The following is a 25,503-nucleotide window of genomic DNA, read 5'->3' as shown; positions in this document are numbered from 1 at the left end:
GGAATTCTTCGGCAGGATGCGACCCGGGGCAACGATATCCGCCGCGCTGGCCTGGCTGTTCGCGGCCGGCGCCGCCAGCGCCCAGACGCTCACGATCGGCGTTGCCGCGCCGCTGTCGGGACCATCGGCCATCCTCGGCAAGCAGATCCAGGCCGGTGCCGGGCACGCGGCAGAAACAAATGGCGTCGAACTCAAGACCCTGGATGACGCCTGCACCGCCGACGGCGGCGCCGCCGCTGCCAGGGACTTCGCAGCGGCCAAGGTCAATGTCGTGGTCGGCTTTCTCTGCACGGACGCTATCGAAGCGGCGATGCCGATCCTCAAGGACGCAAATATTCCCGTCATCACCGTCGGCGTGCGAACGGAAAGCCTGACCGACCGCCGCGGCAAGACCGGCTGGCCGGTCTATCGCCTCGGGCCGCGCGGCGACGATGAGCGCAATGCCGTTGCCTCCACCCTCACCCGCCTGTGGCAGAACGCACTGTTCGCCATCATCGACGACGGTACCATCTACGGCCGCGAGATCGCCGAGACGTTTCGCGCGGCGGCGGAGCAGGCGGCGCTGAAACCTGTCTTCGTCGACACGTTCCGCCCGCAGCTCGACAACCAGATCGGCTTGGTCGGGCGGTTGAAAAAGGCTGGCGCCACGCATGTTTTTGCCGGTGGCGACGGCGACGACATTGCCATCATGGCCCGCGATGCCGCGCAGCTCCAGGCCAGCATTGTCTTTGCCGGCGGCGAAAATCTGCGCACGCCGCCCGGCGACGTGCCCTATGCGACGGGCACGCTGATGATCGCGCCGCCCGAATGGGCCGATGTCGCCGACCCAAAAGTGCTGGAGAGCTTCGCCGCGCAAAAGATCGTGCCGGACGGTTATACGCTGCCTGCCTATGCGGCGGTCGAGATCGCCAAGGCGGCAACGGCCTTGTCCGAAACCTCGGGCAGGCCGCTGACCGAGGCGCTGACCGGGCATGATTTCACCACGGCGATCGGGCCGATCCGCTTTGATGCCAAGGGCGACCTTAGCCAGAGCCCCTACCGCGTCTTCCGCTTCGACGGCACGCGCTTCGTGCCCCTGGAAAGCAACTGATGTTCCGCACCGGTCCGCGCAATCTGATCACCGATGTTGCCGGCCTCACTGTCGGCAATGCTTCCGACGCCAGGCTGAAGTCCGGCGTGACGGCTGTGCTTTGCGATGAACCGGCGGTGGCCGGTGTCCAGATCCTGGGGGGCGCGCCGGGCACGCGCGAGACGGATTTGCTCGAACCGCACAATTCGGTCGAGGCGGTCCATGCCGTGGTGCTGTCGGGCGGTTCGGCTTTCGGCCTCGACGCGGCGTCCGGCGTGCAGGCGGCGCTGCGCGAACGTGGCATCGGTTTCGAGGTGGGCGGCTTTCGCGTGCCGATCGTGCCGGCGGCAATCCTGTTCGACCTGCGCAATGGCGGCGACAAGGATTGGGGCCGCTATCCGCCTTACCGCGACCTCGGCTATGAGGCAGCGCAATCCGCCGCCACCGACTTCCAGCTCGGCACGGCCGGCGCCGGCACGGGTGCGTTGACCGCCGGGCTGAAGGGCGGGCTGGGCTCCGCCTCGACGCTGCTGGACAGTGGCGTCACCATCGGTGCGCTGGCCGCCGTCAACCCGACCGGATCGGTGACTGTCAGCGGAACCCGCCACTTCTGGGCGGCGCCGTTCGAAATCGGCGACGAGTTCGGCGGGCTCGGTTATCCCTCACCAATGCCGAAGGATGCGAAGAAAATTCTGCTGAAATACCGCGACAAGCATGCCGGGAAGCAGATGGAGACCGGCGGCAACACAACCATCGCCGTCATCGCCACGGACGCGGTCCTAACCAAAGCCGCCGCGAAACGCCTGGCGATGTCGGCGCATGACGGCTTCGTGCGCGCCATCTGGCCGACGCACACGCCGGCTGACGGCGATCTGGTGTTCGCGCTGGCGACCGGCAAAAGCGGCATCCGGCTCGAAGCCGATGCGGCAATCGACCTCTATGCCGCGGCCGGCGCCACCATGGCGCGCGCCATCAGCCGCGGCGTGTTTGCCGCGACGCCAGCCGACAACGACCTGTTCCCGGTCTGGTCACATCGCGGCTGACGTCGACGATCAAAGCGGATCGGACTTTTCTTCCTCGAAGGTCACCGCGACATCGGAATTCGCGGACAGCCACACCTTCTTGCCGTCGACCTCGGCAACCAGGGCCAGGGGGACGTAATGGTGATGGCCCCTATGAGAGCCCTGGCCGCTGTCAGCCTTGCTCAGCTTGATACGCTGGCCGTCGACCTTGTCGACAGTGCCGACATGCACGCCATCGGCGCCGACGACTTCCATATGCTCACGAATTTTGCTGGTGTCGGTCATGGTGGTTCTCCATTGGGACTGCCGACAATAACAAATGACCAGCCGATTGGATGCATCGAGCCTCTGCTTTGCGCGGCAGCGGCGTTGAGCATTTGGTCCGCCTCTGTTAGGACGCGGACAAACCTCTCGATATGTCAGGACTGACCGATGATCCCACGCTATTCCAGGCCGGAAATGGTCGCCATCTGGTCGCCCGAAACCCGGTTTCGCATCTGGTTCGAAATCGAGGCCCACGCCTGCGACGCGCTGGCCGAACTCGGCGTCATCCCGAAAGCGGCTGCGAAAACAATCTGGGAAAAGGGTGGCGCGGCGAAATTCGACGTCGAGAAGATCGACGAGATCGAACGCGTCACCAAGCATGACGTCATCGCCTTCCTGACCCATCTTGCTGAATTCGTCGGACCGGATGCGCGCTTCATCCACCAGGGCATGACATCGTCGGATGTTCTCGACACCTGCTTTGCCGTCCAGCTCACCCGGGCCAGCGACATCCTGCTCGCCGACATTGACGGCCTGCTTGCCGCGCTCAAGCGCCGTGCCTTCGAGCACAAGGACACCGTCACCATCGGCCGCAGCCACGGCATCCATGCCGAGCCGACAACCTTCGGCATCAAGCTGGCGCAGGCCTATGCCGAATTCTCGCGCTGCCGCGAGAGGCTGGTGCACGCGCGCGAGGATATCGCAACCTGCGCCATCTCAGGCGCGGTCGGCACCTTTGCCAACATCGAGCCCTATGTCGAGGAACATGTGGCGGCCAAGCTCGGGTTGAAGCCGGAGCCGGTGTCGACGCAAGTGATCCCGCGCGACCGCCACGCCATGTTCTTTGCCACCCTCGGCGTCATCGCCTCGTCGATCGAGCGGCTGGCTGTCGAAATCCGACATCTGCAGCGCACCGAGGTGCTGGAAGCCGAAGAATTTTTCTCGCCGGGCCAGAAAGGCTCGTCGGCGATGCCGCATAAGCGCAACCCAGTGCTGACGGAAAACCTCACCGGCCTTGCCCGCATGGTGCGTTCCATGGCACTGCCGGCGATGGAGAATGTGGCGCTCTGGCACGAGCGCGACATTTCGCACTCCTCGGTCGAGCGCATGATCGGCCCGGACGCCACGGTGACGCTCGATTTCGCGCTGTCGCGGCTGACCAGCGTCATCGACAAGCTGGTCGTCTATCCCGAGAACATGCTGAAGAACATGAACAAGTTCCGCGGCCTGGTGCATTCGCAGCGCGTGATGCTGGCGTTGACGCAGGCCGGCCTGTCGCGCGAGGACTCCTACCGGCTGGTTCAACGCAACGCCATGAAGGTGTGGGAACAAGGCGCTGATTTCCTTGAAGAACTTTTGGCCGACAAGGAAGTGACCGCGGCTCTTCCCGAAGCCGAGATCCGCGAGAAATTCGACCTGGGTTACCACACCAAGCATGTCGATACGATTTTCAGGCGAGTGTTTGGGGAAGCTTGAGCTTTCTTTCTCCCCGTTTACGGGGAGAAAGAAGCTGTGCCGACGTCAAATCACGCCTTGCCGGGAACGGTCCTGATCACCGTGCCCCACGGGTCCTCACGGGTCGTTTCGCTGCTCACATTGTCCGAGCGCATCTCGACCCAGGCGAGGCCCGAATGGGACGGGTCGCGGCGGCCGGCGCCGGCGCTCTGCCAGGCATTGGCGCCGATATGATGGTGGTAATGGCCTGACGACAGGAAGACCGCCTGGGCGCCATATCTGGCCATTGTGTCGAAGCCGAATTCCTGGTTCCACCAGGCTTCAGCGTCTTCCGGCCTGCCGACGCGCAAATGGACGTGGCCGACAACGCTGTTTTCCGGCGCGCCCTGCCAGCCCGCATCGCCGGCCGGCACTTCGGCGACGACAGATGGAATGTTCAGCCGCTCCGTCGCCATGGCGATCTTGTCGCCGTTCCACTTCCAGTCTTGCGGGCGGCGGTCGGCATAGATCTCGATGCCGTTGCCTTCGGGATCGGTCAGGTACAGCGCTTCGCTGACCAGATGGTCCGAAGCACCCTCGATGGCGATCTTGTCTGATATGGCGTGGTTGATCCAACGGCCGAGATCGGCGCGGCTGGGGAGCAGGAAAGCCGTGTGGAACAGTCCGGCGCTGCGCGGATCGTCCGGCTTGGCGGAAGCGTCCGGCTCGAGCACCAGCAACGGACGACTGCCGGCACCCAACGTGATCGCGCCATTGGCACGGCTCAATTCCTGCAGACCGACAACGCTGCGATAGTAGGCAGCGAGGCTTTCGGCATTGCGTGCCTTCAGCCCGACGCGGGCAACGCTCACCGGCGTGGTGGCGGCAAATGGCAGTTCGCTCATCATTGTCTCCGTTGCGGCCACGCTCGGCGAAACTCCAAAGCCAGGAACCCGGCGCCGCCGATCATTGTACGTCGTGTCAGCGCCAAAATCCCGGTCCTTCACGGCTGTTTCTTTCCCGACGACAGATCGTCGATCGCGATCGTTCACACAAGATGGCGAAAAGCGAACATGGTGTTCACCATTATGGCCAGGACCTTGCCCATCGACGGTTGCATGAGACAATCGCGCTCGCTATCTCAGCGCCATGAAAGTCAAAGACGCAGATATCCTGATCGTTCCGGGCTACACCAATTCCGGCCCCGAGCATTGGCAAACCCGCTGGCAATCGAAACTGTCGACGGCGCGGCGTGTCGAGCAGGCGGAGTGGTCGAAGCCAGTCCGCGACGATTGGACGGCGAGTGTGGCCAATGCGGTCAACGAAGCCGAGAAGCCGGTTGTCATCGTCGCCCACTCGCTCGGTGTCGCGGCAGCCGTGCAGGCCATTCCGCAATTCGTGAGACCGGTCGCCGGTGCCTTCTTCGTGGCGCCGCCCGATGTTGCCAATCCCAAGATCAAGCCGAAGCACCTGATGACCTTCGGCCCGTACCCGCGCGAGCCGCTGCCTTTTCCATCGATCGTGATCGCCAGCCGCAACGACCCGTTCTGCGCCTTCGATGTCGCCGAGGATATCGCCGGAGCCTGGGGCTCGCTGTTCATCGATGCCGGCGAAACCGGCCATCTCAATGCGGATTCAGGCTTCGGTCCTTGGCCCGAGGGATCGATGACCTTCGCCAAGTTCCTGACCGACCTGTAATATATACAGCCGAAGTCCGCGCACGAAGCCAGTCGGAAGAGCCGCTGGGCTTGTGTGAACAATAATTTAATGCAGATCGCGGTAATCTCTTCAGTAACGGCGCACTTTGTTCGCCGGACGGTTATATTTGCGTGCGCTAAACTAGCAATTTTTCAAAAAAGGCCCATACTTGCGCAAGGATGCTTCACTCGAATTGTTAAGAGGCGTCGCGGCGCTCGTTGTTCTGAATGGGCATTGTTTGCGTGCTTTTGCGCCGTTGGCGGAAGGCGAGGGAGACAAGGCGGCGCAATCGCTCAAAACAAGCATGGCTTTCGTCGCCTTCAATGGCGGCTCCGCCGTGTACTTGTTTTTCGTCCTGTCTTCCTATGTGCTTGTGAAGCGTTATTTTCAGACCCGCAAGGCGGAAGATCTGCTGCTGGGTGCGATCAAGCGCCTGCCACGCCTGGCTGGCCCGGTAATCGTTACGACGCTGGCATCCTGCGCCGTCTTCAAGCTCGACCTGTATTTCTTCGAGGATGCGGCCGCTGCTACCCAATCCGACTGGCTAAGCAGATTCGGCAATGCTTCAAAGGTGCTGTCGCCGGATACCGCGAGTTTCGCCGACGCGTTCCTGCAAGGGGCCTGGCGCGCGTTCATTTACGGCGACAAGTATTATGACAGCAGCCTGTGGACCATGATGATCGAGTTCTGGGGAAGCATGCTGACCTTCGCCCTCGCCCCGATCATCTTTTTCCTTCAAAGCCGCTGGGTGTTGCTGCCTTGGTTCGGCGTGGCAATAGGTATATTCCTGATGTTGCAGGTCAGTTTCTTCTTTTGTGCCTTTCCGGCCAGCCTCCTGCTGTATTCTCTTCTCGCCATGGAACTTCGTCTGAATCGGTGGGCGAGAGGTGCTATGGTGATAACTTCCCTGGCGCTGCTGGGTTATGCGGGGAGTGCTGTAGGCATGTACAGCCCCTTCGCCGTGCTTGAGATGGTGGGTTCCGACATAGGCTTGCGGCAAGCCTGCGTAGCCATCCCGGCAAGCATCATGTTGGTCTACGCCGTGCTGAGTGTGGATGAGCCGCCGTCATGGCTCTCGAGCAAGACGGCACGTTTCCTGGGCGACCTGTCCTTCCCGCTCTACCTCGTGCATGTACCCGTCATCTGCTCACTGGGGTCATGGGTCCTGTTGGCCAGCGACTCCGCCCCACTCGGCGCCGCCGCCGCCATAGTAGGTTCGATCTTCGTGGCCTTGCCTTTGATGGCCTTCAACAACTGGTGGGTCCAGACGCTCGGCGCTCTGGTCGACAAATTCAGACGCGGCGGGTCAGTCACCGCCGCCCTTGCGGCAGCGAAGGCCTGACCACACGATGCTGTGACAGCTAGGATCCGATAGAGTCCTTGATGCTCTTCAGCAGGGTGTTTGCGCCCAATGAAATCAATGCATGCTCGGACCCCGTGGCGAGCAGGCGATAGCCCATCGATACGACACGGCCGGCAATTGCTGGTTCGATGACATAGATCGCGGCATGCTTTCCGGCCTTGCGGGTGCGCTCCGCAACCGACGCCACCGTCTCCATCATGCCCTCCAGCGTGGAGTTGACCGTGGCGCCGTTGGTCCAGGCAATCGAGAAATCCGATGGCCCGAGGAAGATGCCGTCAATGCCGGGCGTGTCGAGAATGCCGTCGAGCGCGTCGAGCGCGGCGCGCGTCTCAACCATGGCAAAGGCCATGGTGCGCTGGTTGGTGTCGCGCAGCCATTCGGCATAGTCGCCCTTGCCATGGCGTGGGAAAGCGTAGGTCGGGCCCCACGATCGCTCGCCGAGCGGCGGATATTTCATCGCCGCGGCAAACAGCTTTGCGTCGGCCACCGAGTTCACCATCGGGGCGATGACCGCCTCGGCGCCGAAATCGAGCGCCCGGCTCGCCATGTCAAAGCGGCCGACGGGAATGCGCACCAGCGCCGGCTTGCCGGTGGCGAGCACCGGCGCCAGGCCGCGCAGGACGCTGTCCTCGTGATGGCCGCCATGCTGCATGTCGAGCGTGACGGCATCAAAGTCCTGCCTCGCAAGGATCTCGACGGTCAAGGCGTCCGGCACGCCCGACCAGGCGGTGACCATCGTTTCATCGGCGGCAAGGCGGGACTTCAGGGACATCTAATCTTTCCTCGTTAACGTCAGCAGTTTCAGCCGGAAACCGCCGCAAGGCAAAGAAAAACCGCCCGGTTAGGCCGGGCGGTCGATTGGTCCAGTATAGGGCCGGCTCAGCTGTTCTTGATCTGCTCGATCGCCTGCGCCATCAGCTCGTCCATGGTGCGGCGGATCTGGTGGTCCGACTGGCCGACACCGGCGGCATCGAAATCCTTGCGGATCTTGCGGAACACATCGTGATCGCCGGCTTCCTCGATATCGGAAACAACCACTTCCTTGGCATAGGCATCGGCATCGGCGCCGGATTTTCCGAGCTTTTCGGCAGCCCAGAGGCCGAGCGCCTTGTTGCGGCGGGCCGAGGCCTTGAACCGAAGCTCCTCGTCGAATGCGAACTTACGCTCGAAGCCCTCTTCGCGGTCTTTCATGCTGCTCATGGCATCCCTCCGGGTCAAATCCGATTCGTTGGCAGGCGAATATGTGTGTTGCCAAAGCACAAACCAAAAGGTCGCGAGCCGGTCAATACGCTTCATCGCATGCTGCGCTGCGGCATTTCAGTCCCGAAAGCGGTTGATTGAAAGGATTTGTCGATTGAGCAAACGATGTGATTGGGATAGACCCGGCATTGAACCCTACCGTAGCCGCACTATTTCAGGCAGACGGACAGGAAATGGTCGCTTGCCGCCTGTCCGGAAATCCAGAGAAAAAAATCAGATGAAAAATCGCCGCCGCATTTATGAAGGCAAGGCCAAGATCCTCTATGAGGGACCAGAGCCGGGCACGCTGATCCAGTTCTTCAAGGATGATGCAACCGCATTCAACAAGAAGAAGCACGAGGTCGTCGACGGCAAGGGCGTGCTCAACAACCGTATTTCCGAGCACATCTTCAACCACCTCAACCGCATGGGCATCCCGACCCACTTCATCCGCCGGCTCAACATGCGCGAGCAGCTGATCAAGGAAGTCGAGATCATTCCGCTCGAAGTGGTGGTGCGCAATGTCGCTGCCGGCTCACTTTCCAAACGCCTCGGCATCGAGGAAGGCACCGTCTTGCCGCGCTCGATCATCGAATTCTACTACAAGGCCGATGCGCTCGACGACCCGATGGTGTCGGAAGAGCACATCACCGCCTTCGGCTGGGCAAGCCCGCAGGAGATCGACGACGTCATGGCGCTCGCCATCCGCGTCAACGACTTCCTCTCCGGCCTGTTCATGGGTGTCGGCATCCAGCTCGTCGACTTCAAGATCGAGTGCGGTCGCCTGTTCGAAGGCGACATGATGCGCATCGTCGTCGCCGACGAGATTTCGCCGGATTCCTGCCGCTTGTGGGACGTGGCGACGCAGGACAAGCTCGACAAGGACCGTTTCCGCCGCGACATGGGCGGCCTCGTCGAGGCCTACCAGGAAGTTGCCCGCCGCCTCGGCATCATGAATGAAAACGAGCCTCCGCGCCCGACAGGCCCGGTGCTTGTCGCCTCGACCGACGGCCTCAAGGGCAAGCCGCACTGATAGCGGCTTGCGCCCCAACACTTAGAACAGGAGCATGTCCAGCGTGATCAAGGCCCGCATTACCGTCACCCTCAAGAACGGCGTTCTCGACCCGCAAGGCAAGGCGATCGAGCACGCTCTGTCCGGTCTAGGTTTTGATGGCGTCGGCGCGGTGCGGCAGGGCAAGGTGTTCGACGTCGAACTGGCGGAAAGCGACAAGGCCAAGGCCGAAGCAGACCTGAAAGCCATGTGTGACAAGCTGCTGGCGAATACGGTGATTGAGAATTATAGCGTGACACTTACCTGAGGTTGTGTCGGAGGCACCATGTCGGAAGTCACGAATGAATTGATGTTCGAGCTTCTGAAGAGCATTGACCGACGACTAGGTCAGCTTTCTCAGGGCTTTTCGGAAGTGAAATCCGAGATCGACTCTATTCGTGGGCACCTCATTGCCACCGAGATCGACGTGAAGAATACCTATGGCGTGTTGTCTCGCCGGGGTGACCGGCTTGAGCGTATCGAACGGCGCCTAGAGGGCGCCTAAAACGACAGCCAACTTGTAGAGCCCGTGCACCACTATGAAAAGCAGGAAGCCTGCAAAAGCTACCATCGAGAATGTCCATGGTGGCTTCCGCATTGGCTGATTCACGTCGCCGTATTTAGCGCGGATCGCTAATATTTCGGCGCGAAGTTTTGGATTTTTCGGGAGATCGCTGTAATTTCGACGGAAGTATATTTCTCTGAAGTAAAAAATGTCCATCTTGATGGCCATCCACGATCCCACCATAAGCCAAGCGCTTATTATGTAGATACGAAGAAAATCGGTATTGTGGCTCTGCATACACGCATCTACTATACTCGAATATCCACCAAAGGACCTGCGACCGGTTGAGCTGAGCCAAAAACCGTCATCTTTCATGGCCAATGCCAGCAAGATGAGAAGGAACACCAATGTCCCAAGGAGGAGCTTGAGATACCGCATCCTGTTTTCGGCATCACCAATGGCTGCGACGCCAAGGGCAACTACAAGCCCTAACAGCACGAGGCAAATCGCCAGTGCATAGGCAATCTGGGCCATGATTAAATTGGCAAAGGATGAGGAGCAACGTCCAAGGTCGATTTTAAGCCAAAACATTCTCGAAAAGGCCGTCGCGAAACTGGCGTCAGCCTGAGAGAAAAATGCATAAATGAATGCAGACAAAAGCAGCACTGCCGCACCGGAAACGCCGGATGCCCAGTGATTGTCTTCGAATTTGAGTTCCCAACCGCTCTTCAAATGCGTTCACCCGGTTGCGTCCACCAAATAGCTGAAAAGCCTTAACTGGCGCTTGACCCGCAACTACGCTGCCGATACGCCAAAACTGGATATGCCTCTTGATTCAATTGGACATGCCATGAAATCAGCCGTCGTCCTTCTGCCTGGCCTCAACCGCGACCGCGACATGATCGCGGCGCTGACCAAGATTTCGGGAAAACCGCCGATCACCGTCTGGCAGACCGATACCGAAATCCCCGATGTCGACCTGATCGCCATCCCCGGCGGCTTTTCCTTTGGCGACTATCTGCGCTGCGGCGCGATCGCGGCGCGCATGCCGGTCGTGCGGGCGGTCGCGGAAAAAGCGGCCAAGGGTGTGACGGTCATCGGTGTCTGCAACGGCTTTCAGATCCTGGTCGAGGCCGGCCTGCTGCCTGGCGCCTTGATGCGCAACACGTCGCTGAAGTTTGTCTGCCGGCAGGTGAAGCTCGAGATCACCAACGCCAACACCATGTTCACCCGCCGCTACCAGCCGGGCCAGGTCATCCGCTCGCCGGTGGCGCATCATGACGGCAATTACTTCGCCGACGCCGACACGCTTGCCCGCCTCGAAGGCGAAGGCCAGGTGGTGTTCCGCTATGCGCAAGGCACCAATCCCAACGGCTCGATCAACGACATTGCCGGCATCATCAACGAGCAAGGCAATGTGCTCGGCCTGATGCCGCATCCGGAAAACCTGATTGAAGCCGCCCATGGCGGCAGCGACGGCCGTGCGCTCTTCGAAGGCGCCCTCGGCATCGCCGCCTGACATCATCGAGGCGAATGCCTTGAAAACAGCCGGACATCCCGGTCCATTTTATTGGGGCCAGCCATTGCGCTGGGCAAGTCCGCATCACTGGGGAGAGAGAGACGGTCATGAAACTCCATTCGCGGCCGTTGTCGCCGTATTCGTCGATCGTGCGGGCGCTGGCCTATATCAAGGACGTGCCGCTCAAGATCATCGCGCCGCCGTCGGGTTTTCCGATCCCGGAAGAGTTTCGCGCCATCTCGCCGATGAACCGGATTCCGGTGCTGATCACCGGCTCGGGCGAAACCATCGTCGAATCGGTGGTCATCGCGGAGTATCTCGAGGAACGCTTTCCGGAACCGGCGCTGCTGCCGCCTGATTCCAAGGATCGCGCGCTGGTGCGGATGTTCGCCCGCATCACAGATCTCGACGTGCTGACCCCGACGATGAAGCTTTTCGAGCTGCATTCCGTGCCAAAGCGAAACAATGCCGAAATCGACGCCCAATTCACGCGCCTGCGCCACGGGCTGGCGGCTATCGAGGCGCGCATGGCGCAGGGCCCCTTCGCGCTCGGCAACGACATCAGTTTCGCCGATGCCTGGCTGACGCCGACGCGGTTCATCTTCAACAATTTCCGCGCCATGACGGGCCGCCACGACCTGCTCGACGCCTATCCCAAATTCGATGCCTATGAGCAGATCGCTTCGCAGCATCCGGCATTGTCGCGGGTGTGGGGCGAGATGACTGACGGCCTGAAGATTTTTCTGTCCGAACTCGAGATGGGTGCCGCTTGATCGAGAGCAGGACGATCGCACTGGTTGCCGCGGCAGGTTTCGTCCTTGCTTCTTGCCAATCCACCCCCAAGAGCGCCCCGGTCCCTTCGGGCAAGAGTGCGGCGCTGCTGGCCATGGAACAAGTGGCGATATCAGCCCACAAATGCTGGATCGCCAGCAAGGACCCAGCCTTCAAGCAATATCAGATGGCCAATGAGCTGAATTCGTTCAGCGGCACGCCGCGTTTCCTGCTGGTGCCGGCCAAGCACTATGGCGGAAAACCGCTGCTGGTCGTTCAGGCGCAAGGCGATTCGAGCCGCGTCGACGTGTTCGGGCCGCTGATGAACGATCCCCTCGGCGCGCGCATCGGCTCCGACATTGCCCGTTGGCAGGCAGGCAATCCCGCCTGCGCCGCGACCGCCTAGCGATGGGCCGCTTTCTGCAGGTCGCCGGTCTGGCCCTGGGCCTTATCGGGCTCGTCCTGCAGTTCTGCATCACCATACCAGCGTCGATGGAAGCCGGGCGCGGCCTGCTTGGCTCGATCGTTTTCTATTTCAGCTTCTTCACCATCCTGACCAATATCGGCGCGGTGCTGGTGCACACCTCGCTGTTGTCACCCGCCGGTTATGCCTGGCTGCCGGCCTTCGCCGGACTACGGATGCGGGCAGGCGTCGCGGTTTCGATCACCTTGGTCTTTATCGTCTATGCGACTGTGCTGGCACGGCTCTGGCAGCCGCAGGGGCTGTTCCTGCTCTGCGACATTCTTCTGCACTATGTGACGCCGCTGCTGTTCGTGCTGTGGTGGCTGATATCAGGCGCCAACGGCAAGACGCGTTGGAGCGACATCTCCTGGTGGATGCTTTATCCCATCGCCTATCTGGCCTATGCGCTGGCACGGACGCCACTTGCCGGTGAGGTGCCCTACCCGTTCCTCGATGTCACCAAGAACGGCGCCGCCAGCGTCGCCATTTCGGCGCTGGCCATCACCGGGCTTTTTCTCGTGCTGTGCGTCATCGCTGTTCTCGCTGACCGTGGCGTTGCACGCGTCAGTCCCAGAAAGGCCTGATGCCCTCGCGGTGGGCGTCACAACGCGAGACGCCGATATCCTTGAGCTGATCGTCGGTCATTTCGAGCAACGCCAGGCGGCTGCGCCGGCGCTCCAGCAGATAGTCGACCCACCTTGCCAATGACCGGATCACATGCATCAGGCGGCCGACAAAGCCTCGCCGGCCCGATGGGCGCGTCGACTGGCCAGATAATTCAGCTCTCGAAGGAGGGATTGTCGCTATTGTGCTCATTTTCTTTCTGCCGAATTTCCGAATTGTACCCTTCTTTAGGCGCTTTTTGATATGTATTGACTCACCTACAGGTGCAATATACAAAATTGTCACCATGACAAATTGGTTCCCAGATCTGTCGGCCGGCTCCGGCCCGCTCTATCAACGGCTCGCGGATTCCATCGAAACGGACATCGACCGGGGCGTGATCGGCGCCGGAGCAAAGCTGCCGCCGCAGCGCGACCTCGCCTACGACATCGGCGCCACGGTCGGGACGGTCGGCCGGGCCTATCAGCTGCTGCGCGAGCGCGGTCTGGTGAGCGGTGAAGTCGGGCGTGGAACCTATGTGCTCGGCCAGCGCCCCGATGGCGCAAAGCCTGACCTGATGGCCCCGGATGGCGAGGGGACGCGCTACATCGATGCGCCGAGAGGCAAGCTGCGGTTCGACAGCACGGCCGCACCGGACATCGGCCAAGGCACCATCGTCGCCGATGTCCTGTCGCGCACGGCGCAGGATCATCCGCATGAGATTTCAAGCTATACGCGCGATTTTCCTGACCGCTGGTATGAGGCCGGCGCCCGCTGGCTTTCGCGCAACTCCTTCCGCCCGACCATCGACGCCATCGTTCCGACGCTCGGCACCCATGCGGCGGTGATGGCGGCGATCGCGGCGCTGACCACGCCCGGCGACTATGTCGCCTTCGAGCACCTCACCTATTCGCAGATTTCCCGTAGTGCCGGGCTGATCGGCCGGCGCACCGCGCTGGTGGCGTCGGATGGCGAAGGCATCGATCCTGACGACTTCGAGCGCGTCTGCGCGCAGAAACATCCCAAGATGATCTTCCTGATGCCGACGATGCAAAACCCAACCTTGGCGGCGCTGTCGGCAGCGCGCCGTGAGGCGATCGCTCGGATCGCGCGGGAGTACAATGTCATCCTCATCGAGGACGATCTTTATGGCGGCTTGAGCGAAGATCCGACGCCGTTGCTGGCCGAGTTCGCGCCGGAACGAACCATCGTCGCCGGCGGACTGTCGAAAGCGGTCGCGGCCGGTGTTCGCGGCGGCTGGCTCTCATGCCCGCCCGCCTATCGCCATCGCATCCGCGTCGCCCACAAGATGATGACCGGCGGCATGCCCTTTCTGCTGGCGGAGGTGAATGCCCGGCTGGTCCTGTCCGGCCAGGCCAGCGACATCCGCAAGCGCAGCATCGCCGAAATCAACGCCCGCATCGCGATTGTGCGCGAGACGTTGGCCGGCTTCGCGTTCAAGTCGCACGACAACGTACCCTTTGTCTGGCTGACTTTGCCCGACCCGTGGCTTTCCGGCACCTTCAAGAACGCCTGCCTGGAGCACGGCGTGCTGATCGACGACGAGGACGAGTTCAAGGCCGGCCGCTCCGAACAGGTCTTTCACGGCGTCCGCTTCGGCATTTCGCAGCCAAGACAGCGCAAGGACATCGCCGAAGGCGTTGCGGTCATCCGGCGGCTTCTCGATGAGGGCCGCGCCGGCTACGACAGCTTCTCCTGAGCCCTGAAGCGCCTTGCGCGCAAAGGATTACCGGCCGCCCGGGATTGCCTTGTGGCTTTGTCCGGTTTTCGCGCGTTTTTCGTCAATCCATGGGTGTATCGGCTCCTCTGCTTGCGATAAGAGGAGACTCAAAATCCCCGCTTCCATGGACATTAATCGCCGCCCATGACCATTTCCAATTCCGTCCCGATCACTCCTGAGCTCATTGCCGCGCACGGGCTGAAGCCCGATGAGTATCAGCGCATCCTCGATCTCGTCGGCCGCGAGCCGAGCTTTACCGAGCTCGGCATCTTCTCGGCGATGTGGAACGAGCATTGCTCCTACAAATCCTCGAAGAAATGGCTGCGCACGCTGCCCACCACCGGCCCGCAAGTCATCCAGGGACCTGGCGAGAACGCAGGCGTGGTCGACATCGGTGACGGCGACTGCGTCGTCTTCAAGATGGAAAGCCACAACCATCCCTCTTTCATCGAGCCCTACCAGGGTGCGGCGACCGGCGTCGGCGGCATTTTGCGCGACGTCTTCACCATGGGCGCGCGGCCGATCGCGGCGATGAACGCATTGCGCTTCGGCGCTCCCGACCACCCCAAGACCAGACATCTCGTGGCCGGCGTGGTTTCGGGCGTCGGCGGCTACGGCAACGCCTTCGGCGTGCCGACGGTCGGCGGCGAGGTCAATTTCGACGCCCGCTACAACGGCAACATCCTGGTCAACGCCTTTGCCGCGGGCCTCGCCAAGACCGATGCAATCTTCCTGTCGGAAGCCAAGGGCGTCGGCCTGCCGGTCGTCTATCTCGGCGCCAAGACCGGCCGCGACGGCGTCGGCGGCGCCACCATGGCCTCGGCGGAATTCGACGACAAGATCGACGAGAAGCGCCCGACCGTGCAGGTGGGTGATCCCTTCACCGAAAAATGCCTGCTCGAAGCCTGCCTCGAACTGATGGCTTCCGGCGCCGTCATCGCCATCCAGGACATGGGCGCGGCTGGCCTCACCTGCTCGGCGGTCGAGATGGGCGCCAAGGGCGACCTCGGCATCGAGCTCGACCTCGACAAGGTGCCGGTGCGCGAGGAGCGCATGAGCGCATACGAGATGATGCTGTCGGAAAGCCAGGAGCGCATGCTGATGGTGCTGCGCCCCGAAAAGGAAAAAGAAGCCGAGGCGATCTTCCACAAATGGGGCCTCGACTTCGCCATCGTCGGCAGGACTACCGACGATCTGCGCTTCCGCGTGCTGCATCAGGGCGATCAGGTCGCCGATCTGCCGATCAAGGATCTCGGCGACAAGGCGCCGGAATACGACAGGCCGTGGGTCGAGCCGAAAAAGCCGGCGCCGCTCGCCGCCAATGACGTTCCGCAGGCCGATGTCGCGGACGCGCTTCTGAAGCTGCTCGGCGGACCGGATCTCTCCTCGCGCCGCTGGGTGTGGGAGCAGTACGACACGCTGATCCAGGGTAATTCGCTGCAGCTTCCCGGCGGCGATGCCGGCGTGGTGCGGGTCGAGGGCCATCCGACCAAGGCGCTCGCCTTTTCGTCCGACGTCACGCCGCGCTATTGCGAGGCCGATCCCTATGAGGGCGGCAAGCAGGCGGTGGCCGAATGCTGGCGCAACCTGACCGCTACCGGTGCACTGCCGCTGGCCGCCACCGACAACCTCAATTTCGGCAATCCCGAACGGCCCGAGATCATGGGCCAGCTGGTCGGCGCGGTGAAGGGCATCGGCGATGCCTGCCGCGCGCTCGGCTTCCCGATCGTCTCCGGCAATGTCTCGCTCTACAACGAGACCAACGGCCAAGGCATCCTGCCGACGCCGACCATCGGCGGCGTCGGCCTGATCGCCGACTGGTCGAAGATGGTGCGCACCGGCTTTGCGGCGCAAGACCAGATGATCCTGCTGGTCGGCGCGCCGGCCGCCTGGGGAACGCATCTTGGCCAGTCGGTCTATCTTAGAGACATCCACGGCCGCACCGACGGTCCGCCGCCGCCGGTCGACCTCGCGCACGAGAAGCGCGTCGGCGACCATGTCCGCACGTTGATCGCGTCCGGCATCGTGACGTCGGCACATGACGTTTCGGACGGCGGCATTGCGGTCGCTTTGGCCGAAATGGCGATGGCTTCCGGCATCGGCGCGACCGTTCCCGGCCTTGTCGGCACCGATCCGATCCCGGTCTTCTTCGGCGAGGACCAGGGCCGCTATCTCCTGACGTTGTCGATCGACCCGCATGGCGACGAATGGGACGCCATTCGCAAGCAGCAGGGCGAACTCGGCATTTTTGCGCCGTGGATCGGCTCGACCGGCGGCAACACGCTGAAGCTCGGCGATGCCAGGCCGATCCCGGTCAGCGACTTGACCGCCGCCCACGAAGGCTGGTTCCCGCGCTTCATGGACCAGGCCAGTTGACCAGACTGGCTGCCAGGGCGCTGCTTGCAGTCGTCTTCTGGCCGTCGCTGTTCTTCTTCTGGTTCCTCGGGCCGTTCGCCTTCTTCCTGCTGTCGACGACCTCGAGTGAGGTCTGCCCCAGGCTGGAAACGCGCGCGGAGTTCCTCGCCGCCGCCAATGGCACGCTTCCGATGCTGGCGCTGCAGAACCTCATCTATGCGGTTCCGATCCTCTGCCTGGTGCTCTGGAGCCGGCTTCTGCCGGACCAGGCGCGGACAAGCCACGTCCTCACCTGCATCAAGCTTTTCGCCGTCGCGGCCATCCTGGGAGCCTTGTGGGAGTACGGCTCTTCGCTTCTCTGCAATGGCTACGGCCGGCCGTTCTTCTCGCCTGCCTGGCAAATGACCAGCTATCTGCCGATCGCCAATATGGTGGTCAACATCCCACTCTACGTGCTGGTCTTCAGCCTTGGCCGCACCTTCTCGATGCGCGACGACGACCCTGCAGCCGATGCGCTCCATCCGGATGAGAATGGTTCATAGGCCACAATCGGCTTCAATCCCGGCCGGAAAGGCATTAGGTTTACATCGACTCTCATCGCACGGGCGGCGGCGCCCGCCCGAAACAGGAATTTCCTTCATGGCAATGGACGCCCGCGACATCGAAAAACTGATCAAGGCCGGCATCCCGGACGCCAAGGTGACGATCCGCGATCTCGCCGGCGACGGCGACCATTACGCGGCCGAAGTCGTGGCCGAGAGCTTTCGCGGCAAGAGCCGCGTCCAGCAGCACCAGATGGTCTATGATGCGCTGAAGGGCAATATGGGCGGCGTGCTGCACGCGCTGGCGCTGCAGACCAGCGTTCCCGACTGAGGCATTTCCAGCCCAACAAAAAGGTTGGTTCGCGGGCTGCGGCGTCAAAAAGCCGCTAAGCCGCTTGGCCCAAAACGCCCCATCCTTTGCGCCATTTCGGTCCTGGCACGGCTAAAGTCTTGTTTCAGGCAACCTATGGGTTTATTTGAAGGACAAGCTTCGAGCCTGACTCCCGCAGGCGTGAAAGGATATTCCATGAGCGGCATCAACGACTACATCGACAATGAAGTGAAGGGCAACGACGTCGTCCTTTTCATGAAAGGTACGCCCGGCTTCCCGCAGTGCGGGTTTTCCGGCCAGGTCGTCCAGATCCTCGACTATATCGGCGCCGACTATAAAGGCGTGAATGTTCTGGACTCGGCCGAACTTCGCCAGGGCATCAAGGACTATTCCAACTGGCCGACGATCCCGCAGCTCTACGTCAAGGGCGAATTCGTCGGCGGCTGCGACATCGTGCGCGAGATGTTCCAGGCCGGCGAATTGCAGACCTTCCTTGTCGAAAAGGGCGTCAGCGTCAAAGGCGCCGCCTGATTTCGGTCGGGCATGTCGCAACGACTGCACTGAGCACCGAGGCAGCTCGGCAATTTTTAGGTCCCTGATTTCGGGACAAGACGAGCCAATGCGCCGGCCCGCCCGGCGCATTTTTGCTTGAGAGATCGGACTTGCCGTGGACCAGCAATCATCAGCGCCGCAATCGGCAAGCAAACTGCCTATTCCGCGCTGGGAATTCATCGCGCTGTGCGCGGCGCTGATGGCGCTCAATTCGCTGGCCATCGACATCATGCTGCCGGCGCTGCAGCAGATCGGCGCCTCGCTGGGCGTCGAGAACGAAAACCACCGGCAATATGTGATCACCGCCTATATTCTTGGCTTCGGCGGCGGTCAGCTGTTCTTCGGGCCGATCTCGGACCGTTTCGGCCGCCGCTCGCCGCTTGTCGCCGGGCTGATCATCTACGTCGCGGCCGCAGCCGCGGCCGCCATCGCGCCAAGCTTTGAAACGCTGCTGATATGCCGGGCCGTGCAGGGCATTGGCGCGGCCGCGACACGCGTGATCGCGGTCTCGATCGTGCGCGACACCTTCGACGGCCGGCGCATGGCCGAAGTGATGTCGCTGATCTTCATGGTGTTCATGGCGATCCCGGTCATTGCCCCCGGCATCGGTCAGTTCATCATGCTGTTCGCGACCTGGCACTGGATCTTCGTCACCATGGCCGTCGGCGCGCTGATCGTCTCGGCGTGGTCGCTGATGCGCCTGCCGGAGACGCTGCACCCCGAATACCGCCGGCCATTAACTGCCTCCTCCATCCTCGGCGGCTTCCGCATCGTGCTCACCAATCGCATCGCGCTCTGCTATGCCTTTGCCAGCACCTTCATTTTCGGCGCCATGTTCGGCTTCATCGCCTCGGCGCAGCAGATCTATGTCAATATCTTCAACGTCGGCGAGATGTTCCCGGTCATCTTCGCCGGTGTCGCCGGCGTGCTCGCCTTCTCCAATTTTCTGAACTCGCGCCTTGTCGGCCGTATCGGCATGCGCCGCCTCTCGCAGAGTGCGCTGCTGCTGTTTCTGGTCATCAGCCTGGCGTGGCTGGTCGTTTCGCTGGAGATGAAGATGCCGCTTTGGCTGTTCATCACCTTCTTTGCTTGCGCCATGCTCCCCTTCGGGGCGCTCGGCGCCAATTTCAACGCGCTGGCCATGGAGCCGCTCGGCCAACTGGCCGGCACAGCATCGTCGATCCTTGGCTTCATGCAGACTTTTCTCGGCGGCATCCTCGGCACGCTGATCGGTCAGGCTTTTAACGGCACGGTGACGCCGCTTGCCGCCGGCTTCTGCAGCGTCTCGGTCGCGGCACTGCTGATGATTCTTGTTGCCGAGCGCGGCAAGATGTTCCAGCCGCAGAACCCACCTGTCTCAGGACACGTCACCGACCTGCATTAATGCGCGTGGCGCTGTCCCGAAACCGCTGCGCACCCTTAGGAGGCACCTTCACGAGTCGCCGTGAACCGAGGGGCTAGCATACGCCCTGCGATTGCTCCGCCCATGCTGTCCGAAAAGGGCAATGGCAAGGCATCATCGAGAGCCTTGACGATGGAAGCCACGAAAGCCCGGCTGAGCTGGTCGTCAGTCCCGAGGTCAGAATAGGTGGCGTGAGGCTTGCCGATCAATGTGCCGTTTCGGCGAAGCGAAAACTGCAATGTCAGAGACATGCCGGCGGTTCCGGATGGCGGCTTCCAACAAGCGAAAATAGCCTCGGACATTTCATTGATACTGTTGATAGGATCAGGGCTCCGACAGCTGCGTTCCTGTGCCCCTGCCTCTCTGGAGCCCGCGAACAGGACGATGGTTGCCGCGACAATTGCGGGCCATATTCGCCGAATCTTTGGGTTTGCAGGTGGTCGCATCACTTTTCGCCCCATAAAAGCTAGCGGCCTGAACGCCGCCCGCGGAAATGTGATCCTATTGCGACCAGAGTTCGCCGCGCAGTTCCTGCCAGCTTTCCTTGTCGGGCGCGACAAGCAGGCCGCCGCCGACATGCGACGGGAGGTAGGCTGTGCCGTCGAACCGCGCGGCATGGCCGCCGGCCTCTGCATGGATCAGCACACCGGCGAGATGATCCCACGGCATCAGCTTGTTGTAGACGACGAAATGGCCATGGCCGCTCGCCAGCAAGCGGTATTCGTGGGCAGCGCAGCGGTAGTTGAACTGCGACAGCGTCTTGGTCTGGTTACAGGCCAGCCGCGTGCGGTCGGGCTCGGCCATGTATTGCCAGGAGACCGCGCCTGTCATTTGGGAGATCGGCGCGCTCGGGGCAACCCGTACTGTCTCCAGTGCGCCATGCGCGTGGCGGATATGGCTGCCGGCGCCCTTGGCGCCGATCAACCAGTCCTTGCCGACGGGATCGTGGATGATGCCGGCGACCGTTTCGCCCTTGACCACGACGCCAAGCATGACGCCGAACAGCGGCACACCGGATGCGAAGTTGAAGGTGCCGTCGACCGGGTCGATGACGAAGGCCAGATCTGCATCGCCCAGACCGTCGAGCAGCGCCGGGTTGTCGGCACAGGCTTCCTCGCCGACAACCATGGCCGAAGGATAACGCGCGCGCAGTCGCGCGGTGATCAGCCGCTCGGCCTTCACGTCAGCCTCCGTCACCAGATCGGCGGCCGACGTCTTCTGTCTGACATCGCCGTCGCCCAGCCGGCGAAAGCGGGGCATGATTTCGGTGTCGGCCGCTTCAGCCAGGAGGCTGGCCAGCCAGTCGATCGCGTTATCGTCAAATGTCATCTGGAGCATCTTGCCTGGAGGTGAGGGTTTCGTTGAGAGCGGCGAAATCGAACAGGTTCCTGTCGAGCAGATGCGATGGCCTTGTGTTGGACAGCGCGCGGATCATCGTGTCCTTGCGGCCGGGCATGCGCTTTTCGATGTCCTCGAGCATCGCCTTCATGGCGTTGCGCTGAAGGCCTTCCTGGCTGCCGCAGAGGTCGCAGGGAATGATCGGGAACCGCATCGCGGCGGCGAATTTTTCGAGGTCGATTTCGGCGCAGTAGCTCAGCGGCCGCAGCACCATGACGTCGCCGTCGTCGTTGAGCAGTTTTGGCGGCATGGCGGCAAGCCGGCCACCGTGGAACAGATTCATGAAGAAGGTTTCGAGGATGTCCTCCCGGTGGTGACCGAGAACCAGGGCCGAGCACCCCTCCTCACGCGCGATGCGGTAAAGATGGCCGCGCCGCAGCCGGGAGCACAGCGAACAGTAGGTACTGCCCTCGGGTAGCTTGCTGGTGACGACCGAATAGGTGTCCTGGTATTCGATGCGGTGCGCAATGCCGTTGGCATCGAGATAGTCGGGCAGGATGTGCTTGGGGAAATTCGGCTGGCCCTGGTCCAGATTGCAGGCCAGCAATTCGACCGGCAGCAGCCCGCGCCATTTGAGATCCAGCAGCATGGCAAGCAGGCAGTACGAATCCTTGCCGCCCGACAGAGCGACCAGCCAGCGCTCTCCGGGCTTCACCATCGAGAAATCCTCGATCGCCTGGCGGGTCAGCCGCAGCAGCCGCTTGCGCAATTTGTTGAACTCGACCGAGGACGGCACATCGGCGAACAGCGGATGGAAACCGCCTTCGGCGGCCGGTTCAAGCGTTTCGATGTCTTGCAGCATGTTCATGGCGCGGCGGCCCCGGATGTGACTTCCGCCCGGATTAGCGCATTGGCCGGAAAATCGAAACGGCAAAGCGGATGGGCGAAACAAAAAGGCCGCCTCGAGGGCGGCCTTTCCGATATCGCAGAGAAGCGTTCGCTTAGCGCGAATAAAATTCGACGACGAGGTTCGGTTCCATCTGCACGGCGAACGGGACATCCGCCAGACCCGGAATACGCGAGAACGTCGCGACCATCTTGTTGTGATCGGCTTCGATGTAGTCGGGCACGTCGCGCTCGGCGAGACCAACCGATTCCAGGACGATGACCAGCTGCTTCGACTTCTCGCGCACTTCGACGACGTCGCCCGGCTTGCAGCGATACGAGCCGATGTTGACGCGCTTGCCGTTGACGTTGACGTGGCCGTGGTTGACGAACTGACGCGCGGCGAAAATGGTCGGAACGAACTTGGCGCGGTAGACGACCGCGTCGAGACGCGATTCGAGCAGGCCGATCAGGTTCTCCGAAGTGTCGCCCTTGCGGCGGTCGGCCTCTTCATAGACCTTGCGGAACTGCTTTTCCGAAACGTCGCCATAGTGACCCTTCAGCTTCTGCTTGGCGCGCAGCTGCAGGCCGAAGTCGGAAAGCTTGCCCTTGCGGCGCTGGCCGTGCTGGCCGGGACCGTATTCACGCTTGTTGACCGGGGACTTCGGGCGGCCCCAGATATTCTCGCCGAGACGGCGGTCGATCTTGTATTTCGCTGATTCGCGCTTGCTCATCGCATTCCCTTTTCAAAACAACACACCCGGCACCTCATGGTACGGGTGAAGGAAACGCGCCCTCCTCTGGCCTCCGTTTTCGAGACCTGACAGGGTTTTCCCACGCAACGCGGCGGAAAACCCACGGGACACGTCAGTTCAAACAAGATCGGGAACGACTAGCTGTTACAGATCTTGCGCATATAAAACAAACACCGGACATCGCTGCCCGGCGTTGGCGGCTGGTTAAACCGAGATTTAACCGGTGTCAAGCTTGTGAGTGGCGCGACCTGACGCAACCCTATAGCGTCCGGGCGTTGATGCGATGCCGGATGTGGCGGGAGGTTTGCGCCAACGGCACCAGGAACGAACTGGAGCTAGAGGAGTCCAATTAGCATGAAGAAGTTCTTCCTTACCTTGGCCGGCGCCGCGGTTCTGGCCGGATCGATGGCGGTTGCGCCGGAGCCGGCGATGGCCCGTCATTGGCACGGGCACAAACAGGTCTGCCGCGTCATCGTCAAGAAGAGAGTGGTGTGGCGGCATGGCCATCGCAGGGTGATCGTCGAAAGAGTACGGCGCTGCCACCGCTGGTAAGCCGAACCAAGCAGCAGTCAAAGGGCCGGCGATCAATCGCTGGCCTTTTTCGTTCAGCAATCCTCGGCAGAGCCTCGGCTCCAAGCGCTCAATCCTTGGATTTCTTCTCCGGCAGACCCTTACGCTTCGTTTCTGCGAATTCCTCGAGCTGCTTTTCGCTCATCGATTCATACATACCCTTGGAAGCGCCTTTGAGCTCGCTCTTCTTGGTCTCGCCGCGCTTGGCGGAGAGCGCGGCGCCGGCGGCTTTCTGCTGGGCTTTAGAGGTGGCTGGCATGGCCGTTTCTCCTTCATTGCCGTGTCGGAGAAACGCGACGAACCTGCCAATGTTCCGGGGATCAGGCGACGGTCAGTCCAAAGCCCTGCATCAGGCGGCTGACGGCGAAATCCGCCTTGCCGGAGGTGAAGACGGCGATATCGGGCTCGCCTTGCGGCAGCGGCCCGTCGAGGGGCGGCAGGAGCGAAAGGGCTCGCCGGGCGATCGCCTCGGCCGGATCGATCCAGTCGACCGGCCAGGGCGCGGTCTTGCGCATGCGGTTGACCAGGAACGGATAGTGCGTGCAGGCCAGCACGACGATGTCGGTCCTGAGCCCGTCATGTGCCATGAAACAGGGCGCGATCTCGGCGCGCACGGCTTCCTCGTCGACAAAACCCTCGCGCATATAGGATTCGGCAAGCCCGGCCAGCCTATCGCTGCCCACCAGGCGGACATGGCATTTCTGCGCCCACTTGCTGATCAGATCGCGCGTATATTGCCGCTTCACGGTGCCCGGCGTCGCCAGCACCGAGACCAGGCCCGAGCGGGTGCGCTCCGCCGCCGGCTTGACCGCCGGCACGGTGCCGACGAAGGGATGGCCGGGAAATCTGTCGCGCAACGCATCGATCACCAGCGTCGAGGCGGTGTTGCAGGCGATGACCGAAATGGCCGGCGCAAACCTGTCGAGCAGTCTGGCGAACAGCTCCAGTATATGGGTCCGCAGGGCCGGCTCTTCCCAGGCGCCAAAAGGAAAAGCCGCATCGTCGGCGACATAGACGAAGCGCCGGTCCGGCATCAGCACGCGCGCCTCGCGCAATACAGTCAGCCCGCCGACGCCGGAATCAAACATCAGGATCGGCTGGTCAGTCATTATCGGTTCCCTTACCGCCCAGCGGCGGCGCATCCTCATCGTCGCCGGAAGGCCGGTGCGCCGGGCGACCCGGCTCTGCCTTGCCGGCGCGCGCGGCGGCCGGAAGCCGCCTTGGATCATCGCCCGGGGAACCATCGCCGCGCGGCATGGCCGGCGAAAACCTGTCGAGCGACGAGATGATCCCGCGCAGCACCTTCAGCTCCGGCTCGGCGAAACCGGCGCGCGTCAGCACGGCGCGCAGATTGTCGACCATCTTCGGCTTCTTCGGCGCCGGCCGGAAATAGCCGCGCGCCTCGAGTGCGCCTTCGAGGTAGGCGAACAGGCCGTGCAGTTCTTCCTTGCTCGCCGGCTTCATCCGCGGCCCCGAAAAGTTGGTCTTGGTCTCATCCTCCAAGCCCGACTTCATCCACTCATACGACATCAGCAGCGCAGCCTGGGCGATGTTGAGCGAGGAGAAGTCGGGATCGACCGGAAAGGTGACAATCTCGTCGGCGAGGCCGACCTCGTCATTGTAGAGGCCGAAACGCTCGCGGCCGAACAGGATGCCGGTGCGCTGCCCCATTCCGTGACGGGCCCGGAGCACCCTACCCGCTTCGACCGGACCGCGCACAGCCTTGAAGCCATCGCGTTGCCTTGCCGTGGTGGCGAAAACGAAGTTCAGGTCGGCAAGTGCCGAGGCGAGATCGTCGAAGACCTTGACCGCGTCGATGACATGGTCGGCACGGCTGGCGGCGGCACGTGCCTTCTCGCTCGGCCAGCCGTCGCGCGGATTGACCAGGCGCAACTCGACCAAGCCGAAATTGGCCATGGCGCGTGCGACCATGCCGATATTCTCGCCAAGCTGCGGCTCGACCAGAATGATCGCCGGGCCGGCGGGTGCGATGGTGTCGGGATCTTTCGTGACGGGCATGATTGTCAAAGA

General features: G+C 62.2%; 32 protein-coding genes. 19 read left to right on the top strand and 13 right to left on the bottom strand.

Going from position 1 to position 25,503, the window contains the following annotated elements; translation table 11 throughout:
• Positions 1-16 precede the first annotated feature (16 nt).
• On the top strand, positions 17-1,090 hold the full coding sequence (locus JT360_RS12020; protein ID WP_214471828.1) for a branched-chain amino acid ABC transporter substrate-binding protein: 1,074 nt from the start codon (positions 17-19) through the stop codon (positions 1,088-1,090).
• Positions 1,090-2,112 carry a P1 family peptidase gene (locus JT360_RS12015; protein WP_214471827.1) on the top strand — a complete coding sequence of 341 codons (1,023 nt, stop codon included), beginning with the start codon at positions 1,090-1,092 and terminating at the stop codon, positions 2,110-2,112. The genes JT360_RS12020 and JT360_RS12015 overlap by 1 nt, the downstream gene beginning before the upstream one ends.
• 9 nt (positions 2,113-2,121) lie before the next feature.
• Here the strand turns inward: JT360_RS12015 and JT360_RS12010 are convergent, their stop codons facing one another.
• Complete coding sequence (locus JT360_RS12010; RefSeq protein ID WP_214471826.1) at positions 2,122-2,376, bottom strand: DUF2171 domain-containing protein; 255 nt, start codon at positions 2,374-2,376, stop codon at positions 2,122-2,124.
• A 147-nt stretch (positions 2,377-2,523) separates the two neighbouring features.
• Between JT360_RS12010 and purB the strand changes: the two genes are divergently transcribed.
• On the top strand, positions 2,524-3,831 hold the full coding sequence (gene purB / locus JT360_RS12005; RefSeq protein WP_214471825.1) for an adenylosuccinate lyase: 1,308 nt from the start codon (positions 2,524-2,526) through the stop codon (positions 3,829-3,831).
• 50 nt (positions 3,832-3,881) lie between these two features.
• Here the strand turns inward: purB and JT360_RS12000 are convergent, their stop codons facing one another.
• Positions 3,882-4,694, bottom strand: coding sequence for a VOC family protein (locus JT360_RS12000; protein ID WP_214471824.1), 813 nt, complete (start codon positions 4,692-4,694; stop codon positions 3,882-3,884).
• Positions 4,695-4,938: 244 nt separating this feature from the next.
• Here JT360_RS12000 and JT360_RS11995 point away from each other — a divergent pair, with 244 nt between their 5' ends.
• Together JT360_RS11995 and JT360_RS11990 are read left to right on the top strand one after the other, a co-directional pair.
• The gene (locus tag JT360_RS11995) at positions 4,939-5,487 is read left to right on the top strand and encodes an RBBP9/YdeN family alpha/beta hydrolase (protein ID WP_214471823.1); all 549 of its coding nucleotides are present in this window, start codon (positions 4,939-4,941) and stop codon (positions 5,485-5,487) included.
• A gap of 169 nt (positions 5,488-5,656) precedes the next feature.
• Positions 5,657-6,829: an acyltransferase family protein gene (locus JT360_RS11990; protein WP_214471822.1), complete on the top strand. Its 1,173-nt coding sequence runs from the start codon at positions 5,657-5,659 to the stop codon at positions 6,827-6,829.
• A gap of 19 nt (positions 6,830-6,848) precedes the next feature.
• Here JT360_RS11990 and JT360_RS11985 read toward each other — a convergent pair whose 3' ends face one another.
• Together JT360_RS11985 and JT360_RS11980 are read right to left on the bottom strand one after the other, a co-directional pair.
• Complete coding sequence (locus tag JT360_RS11985) at positions 6,849-7,622, bottom strand: HpcH/HpaI aldolase family protein (protein WP_214471821.1); 774 nt, start codon at positions 7,620-7,622, stop codon at positions 6,849-6,851.
• A 107-nt stretch (positions 7,623-7,729) separates the two neighbouring features.
• Complete coding sequence (locus JT360_RS11980) at positions 7,730-8,050, bottom strand: DUF1476 domain-containing protein (RefSeq protein ID WP_214471820.1); 321 nt, start codon at positions 8,048-8,050, stop codon at positions 7,730-7,732.
• Between the two features lie 277 nt (positions 8,051-8,327).
• Between JT360_RS11980 and purC the strand changes: the two genes are divergently transcribed.
• The 3 genes from purC to JT360_RS11965 are packed head-to-tail and all read left to right on the top strand — an operon-like array spanning position 8,328 to position 9,645.
• The gene (gene purC, locus JT360_RS11975) at positions 8,328-9,122 is read left to right on the top strand and encodes a phosphoribosylaminoimidazolesuccinocarboxamide synthase (RefSeq protein ID WP_214471819.1); all 795 of its coding nucleotides are present in this window, start codon (positions 8,328-8,330) and stop codon (positions 9,120-9,122) included.
• A 43-nt stretch (positions 9,123-9,165) separates the two neighbouring features.
• Positions 9,166-9,408 (top strand): phosphoribosylformylglycinamidine synthase subunit PurS, encoded by a 243-nt coding sequence (gene purS, locus JT360_RS11970; RefSeq protein ID WP_013895864.1) that lies wholly within the window; start codon positions 9,166-9,168, stop codon positions 9,406-9,408.
• A gap of 18 nt (positions 9,409-9,426) precedes the next feature.
• Positions 9,427-9,645, top strand: coding sequence for a hypothetical protein (locus tag JT360_RS11965; protein WP_214471818.1), 219 nt, complete (start codon positions 9,427-9,429; stop codon positions 9,643-9,645).
• Here JT360_RS11965 and JT360_RS11960 read toward each other — a convergent pair.
• Entirely contained in the window at positions 9,631-10,377 is a 747-nt protein-coding gene (locus tag JT360_RS11960) for a hypothetical protein (protein ID WP_214471817.1), read from the bottom strand. The two genes, JT360_RS11965 and JT360_RS11960, sit on opposite strands and share 15 nt — an antisense overlap.
• Before the next feature lie 118 nt (positions 10,378-10,495).
• Between JT360_RS11960 and purQ the strand changes: the two genes are divergently transcribed.
• The 4 genes from purQ to JT360_RS11940 all read left to right on the top strand — a co-directional run bounded on the left by purQ (position 10,496) and on the right by JT360_RS11940 (position 12,982).
• Positions 10,496-11,164: a phosphoribosylformylglycinamidine synthase subunit PurQ gene (purQ, locus tag JT360_RS11955; RefSeq protein WP_214471816.1), complete on the top strand. Its 669-nt coding sequence runs from the start codon at positions 10,496-10,498 to the stop codon at positions 11,162-11,164.
• A gap of 107 nt (positions 11,165-11,271) precedes the next feature.
• Entirely contained in the window at positions 11,272-11,937 is a 666-nt protein-coding gene (locus JT360_RS11950; RefSeq protein WP_214471815.1) for a glutathione S-transferase family protein, read from the top strand.
• A complete protein-coding gene (locus tag JT360_RS11945) occupies positions 11,934-12,341 on the top strand; it encodes a hypothetical protein (protein WP_214471814.1) in 408 nt (135 codons plus the stop codon). The genes JT360_RS11950 and JT360_RS11945 overlap by 4 nt, the downstream gene beginning before the upstream one ends.
• Positions 12,342-12,343: 2 nt before the next feature.
• The gene (locus tag JT360_RS11940) at positions 12,344-12,982 is read left to right on the top strand and encodes a Pr6Pr family membrane protein (protein WP_214471813.1); all 639 of its coding nucleotides are present in this window, start codon (positions 12,344-12,346) and stop codon (positions 12,980-12,982) included.
• On the opposite strand, the gene JT360_RS11935 is transcribed toward JT360_RS11940, so the two are convergent.
• Positions 12,963-13,214 carry a DUF1127 domain-containing protein gene (locus JT360_RS11935; protein ID WP_214471911.1) on the bottom strand — a complete coding sequence of 84 codons (252 nt, stop codon included), beginning with the start codon at positions 13,212-13,214 and terminating at the stop codon, positions 12,963-12,965. The two genes, JT360_RS11940 and JT360_RS11935, sit on opposite strands and share 20 nt — an antisense overlap.
• 94 nt (positions 13,215-13,308) lie before the next feature.
• Between JT360_RS11935 and JT360_RS11930 the strand changes: the two genes are divergently transcribed.
• The 6 genes from JT360_RS11930 to JT360_RS11905 all read left to right on the top strand — a co-directional run bounded on the left by JT360_RS11930 (position 13,309) and on the right by JT360_RS11905 (position 19,906).
• Positions 13,309-14,721: an aminotransferase-like domain-containing protein gene (locus JT360_RS11930; protein WP_214471812.1), complete on the top strand. Its 1,413-nt coding sequence runs from the start codon at positions 13,309-13,311 to the stop codon at positions 14,719-14,721.
• Between the two features lie 165 nt (positions 14,722-14,886).
• Positions 14,887-17,118, top strand: a complete 2,232-nt coding sequence (gene purL / locus JT360_RS11925) for a phosphoribosylformylglycinamidine synthase subunit PurL (protein ID WP_214471811.1) — start codon at positions 14,887-14,889, stop codon at positions 17,116-17,118.
• The gene (locus tag JT360_RS11920) at positions 17,115-17,639 is read left to right on the top strand and encodes a hypothetical protein (RefSeq protein ID WP_214471810.1); all 525 of its coding nucleotides are present in this window, start codon (positions 17,115-17,117) and stop codon (positions 17,637-17,639) included. The genes purL and JT360_RS11920 overlap by 4 nt, the downstream gene beginning before the upstream one ends.
• A 97-nt stretch (positions 17,640-17,736) precedes the next feature.
• Positions 17,737-17,970 carry a BolA/IbaG family iron-sulfur metabolism protein gene (locus JT360_RS11915; RefSeq protein WP_214471809.1) on the top strand — a complete coding sequence of 78 codons (234 nt, stop codon included), beginning with the start codon at positions 17,737-17,739 and terminating at the stop codon, positions 17,968-17,970.
• 195 nt (positions 17,971-18,165) lie between these two features.
• On the top strand, positions 18,166-18,501 hold the full coding sequence (grxD, locus tag JT360_RS11910) for a Grx4 family monothiol glutaredoxin (RefSeq protein ID WP_010909091.1): 336 nt from the start codon (positions 18,166-18,168) through the stop codon (positions 18,499-18,501).
• Between the two features lie 136 nt (positions 18,502-18,637).
• Positions 18,638-19,906 carry a multidrug effflux MFS transporter gene (locus JT360_RS11905; protein WP_352127192.1) on the top strand — a complete coding sequence of 423 codons (1,269 nt, stop codon included), beginning with the start codon at positions 18,638-18,640 and terminating at the stop codon, positions 19,904-19,906.
• Between the two features lie 35 nt (positions 19,907-19,941).
• Here the strand turns inward: JT360_RS11905 and JT360_RS34230 are convergent, their stop codons facing one another.
• From JT360_RS34230 to rpsD, 4 genes are all read right to left on the bottom strand, one after another.
• The gene (locus JT360_RS34230; RefSeq protein ID WP_502845465.1) at positions 19,942-20,370 is read right to left on the bottom strand and encodes a UCP034077 family protein; all 429 of its coding nucleotides are present in this window, start codon (positions 20,368-20,370) and stop codon (positions 19,942-19,944) included.
• A 55-nt stretch (positions 20,371-20,425) separates the two neighbouring features.
• Positions 20,426-21,253, bottom strand: a complete 828-nt coding sequence (locus JT360_RS11900; RefSeq protein ID WP_214471808.1) for an inositol monophosphatase family protein — start codon at positions 21,251-21,253, stop codon at positions 20,426-20,428.
• A complete protein-coding gene (ttcA, locus tag JT360_RS11895; protein WP_214471807.1) occupies positions 21,243-22,130 on the bottom strand; it encodes a tRNA 2-thiocytidine(32) synthetase TtcA in 888 nt (295 codons plus the stop codon). Before ttcA ends, JT360_RS11900 begins: the two co-directional genes overlap by 11 nt.
• A 133-nt stretch (positions 22,131-22,263) precedes the next feature.
• The gene (gene rpsD, locus JT360_RS11890) at positions 22,264-22,881 is read right to left on the bottom strand and encodes a 30S ribosomal protein S4 (protein ID WP_013895883.1); all 618 of its coding nucleotides are present in this window, start codon (positions 22,879-22,881) and stop codon (positions 22,264-22,266) included.
• 375 nt (positions 22,882-23,256) lie between these two features.
• Between rpsD and JT360_RS11885 the strand changes: the two genes are divergently transcribed.
• A complete protein-coding gene (locus JT360_RS11885) occupies positions 23,257-23,454 on the top strand; it encodes a hypothetical protein (RefSeq protein WP_140506376.1) in 198 nt (65 codons plus the stop codon).
• A gap of 88 nt (positions 23,455-23,542) precedes the next feature.
• Here the strand turns inward: JT360_RS11885 and JT360_RS11880 are convergent, their stop codons facing one another.
• The 3 genes from JT360_RS11880 to JT360_RS11870 form a co-directional block, all read right to left on the bottom strand.
• Entirely contained in the window at positions 23,543-23,731 is a 189-nt protein-coding gene (locus tag JT360_RS11880; protein ID WP_010909084.1) for a DUF3008 family protein, read from the bottom strand.
• A gap of 61 nt (positions 23,732-23,792) precedes the next feature.
• The gene (gene murI, locus JT360_RS11875) at positions 23,793-24,581 is read right to left on the bottom strand and encodes a glutamate racemase (RefSeq protein WP_214471806.1); all 789 of its coding nucleotides are present in this window, start codon (positions 24,579-24,581) and stop codon (positions 23,793-23,795) included.
• Positions 24,574-25,491: an RNA methyltransferase gene (locus JT360_RS11870; RefSeq protein ID WP_214471805.1), complete on the bottom strand. Its 918-nt coding sequence runs from the start codon at positions 25,489-25,491 to the stop codon at positions 24,574-24,576. Before JT360_RS11870 ends, murI begins: the two co-directional genes overlap by 8 nt.
• Positions 25,492-25,503: the final 12 nt, after the last annotated feature.

It is taken from the genome of Mesorhizobium sp. dw_380 (genome assembly GCF_018588885.1).
Taxonomy (GTDB): Bacteria; Pseudomonadota; Alphaproteobacteria; order Rhizobiales; family Rhizobiaceae; genus Mesorhizobium.
The sequence above is the reverse complement of the archived record's forward strand: the minus strand, read 5'-3'. Positions and strand labels throughout refer to the sequence as shown.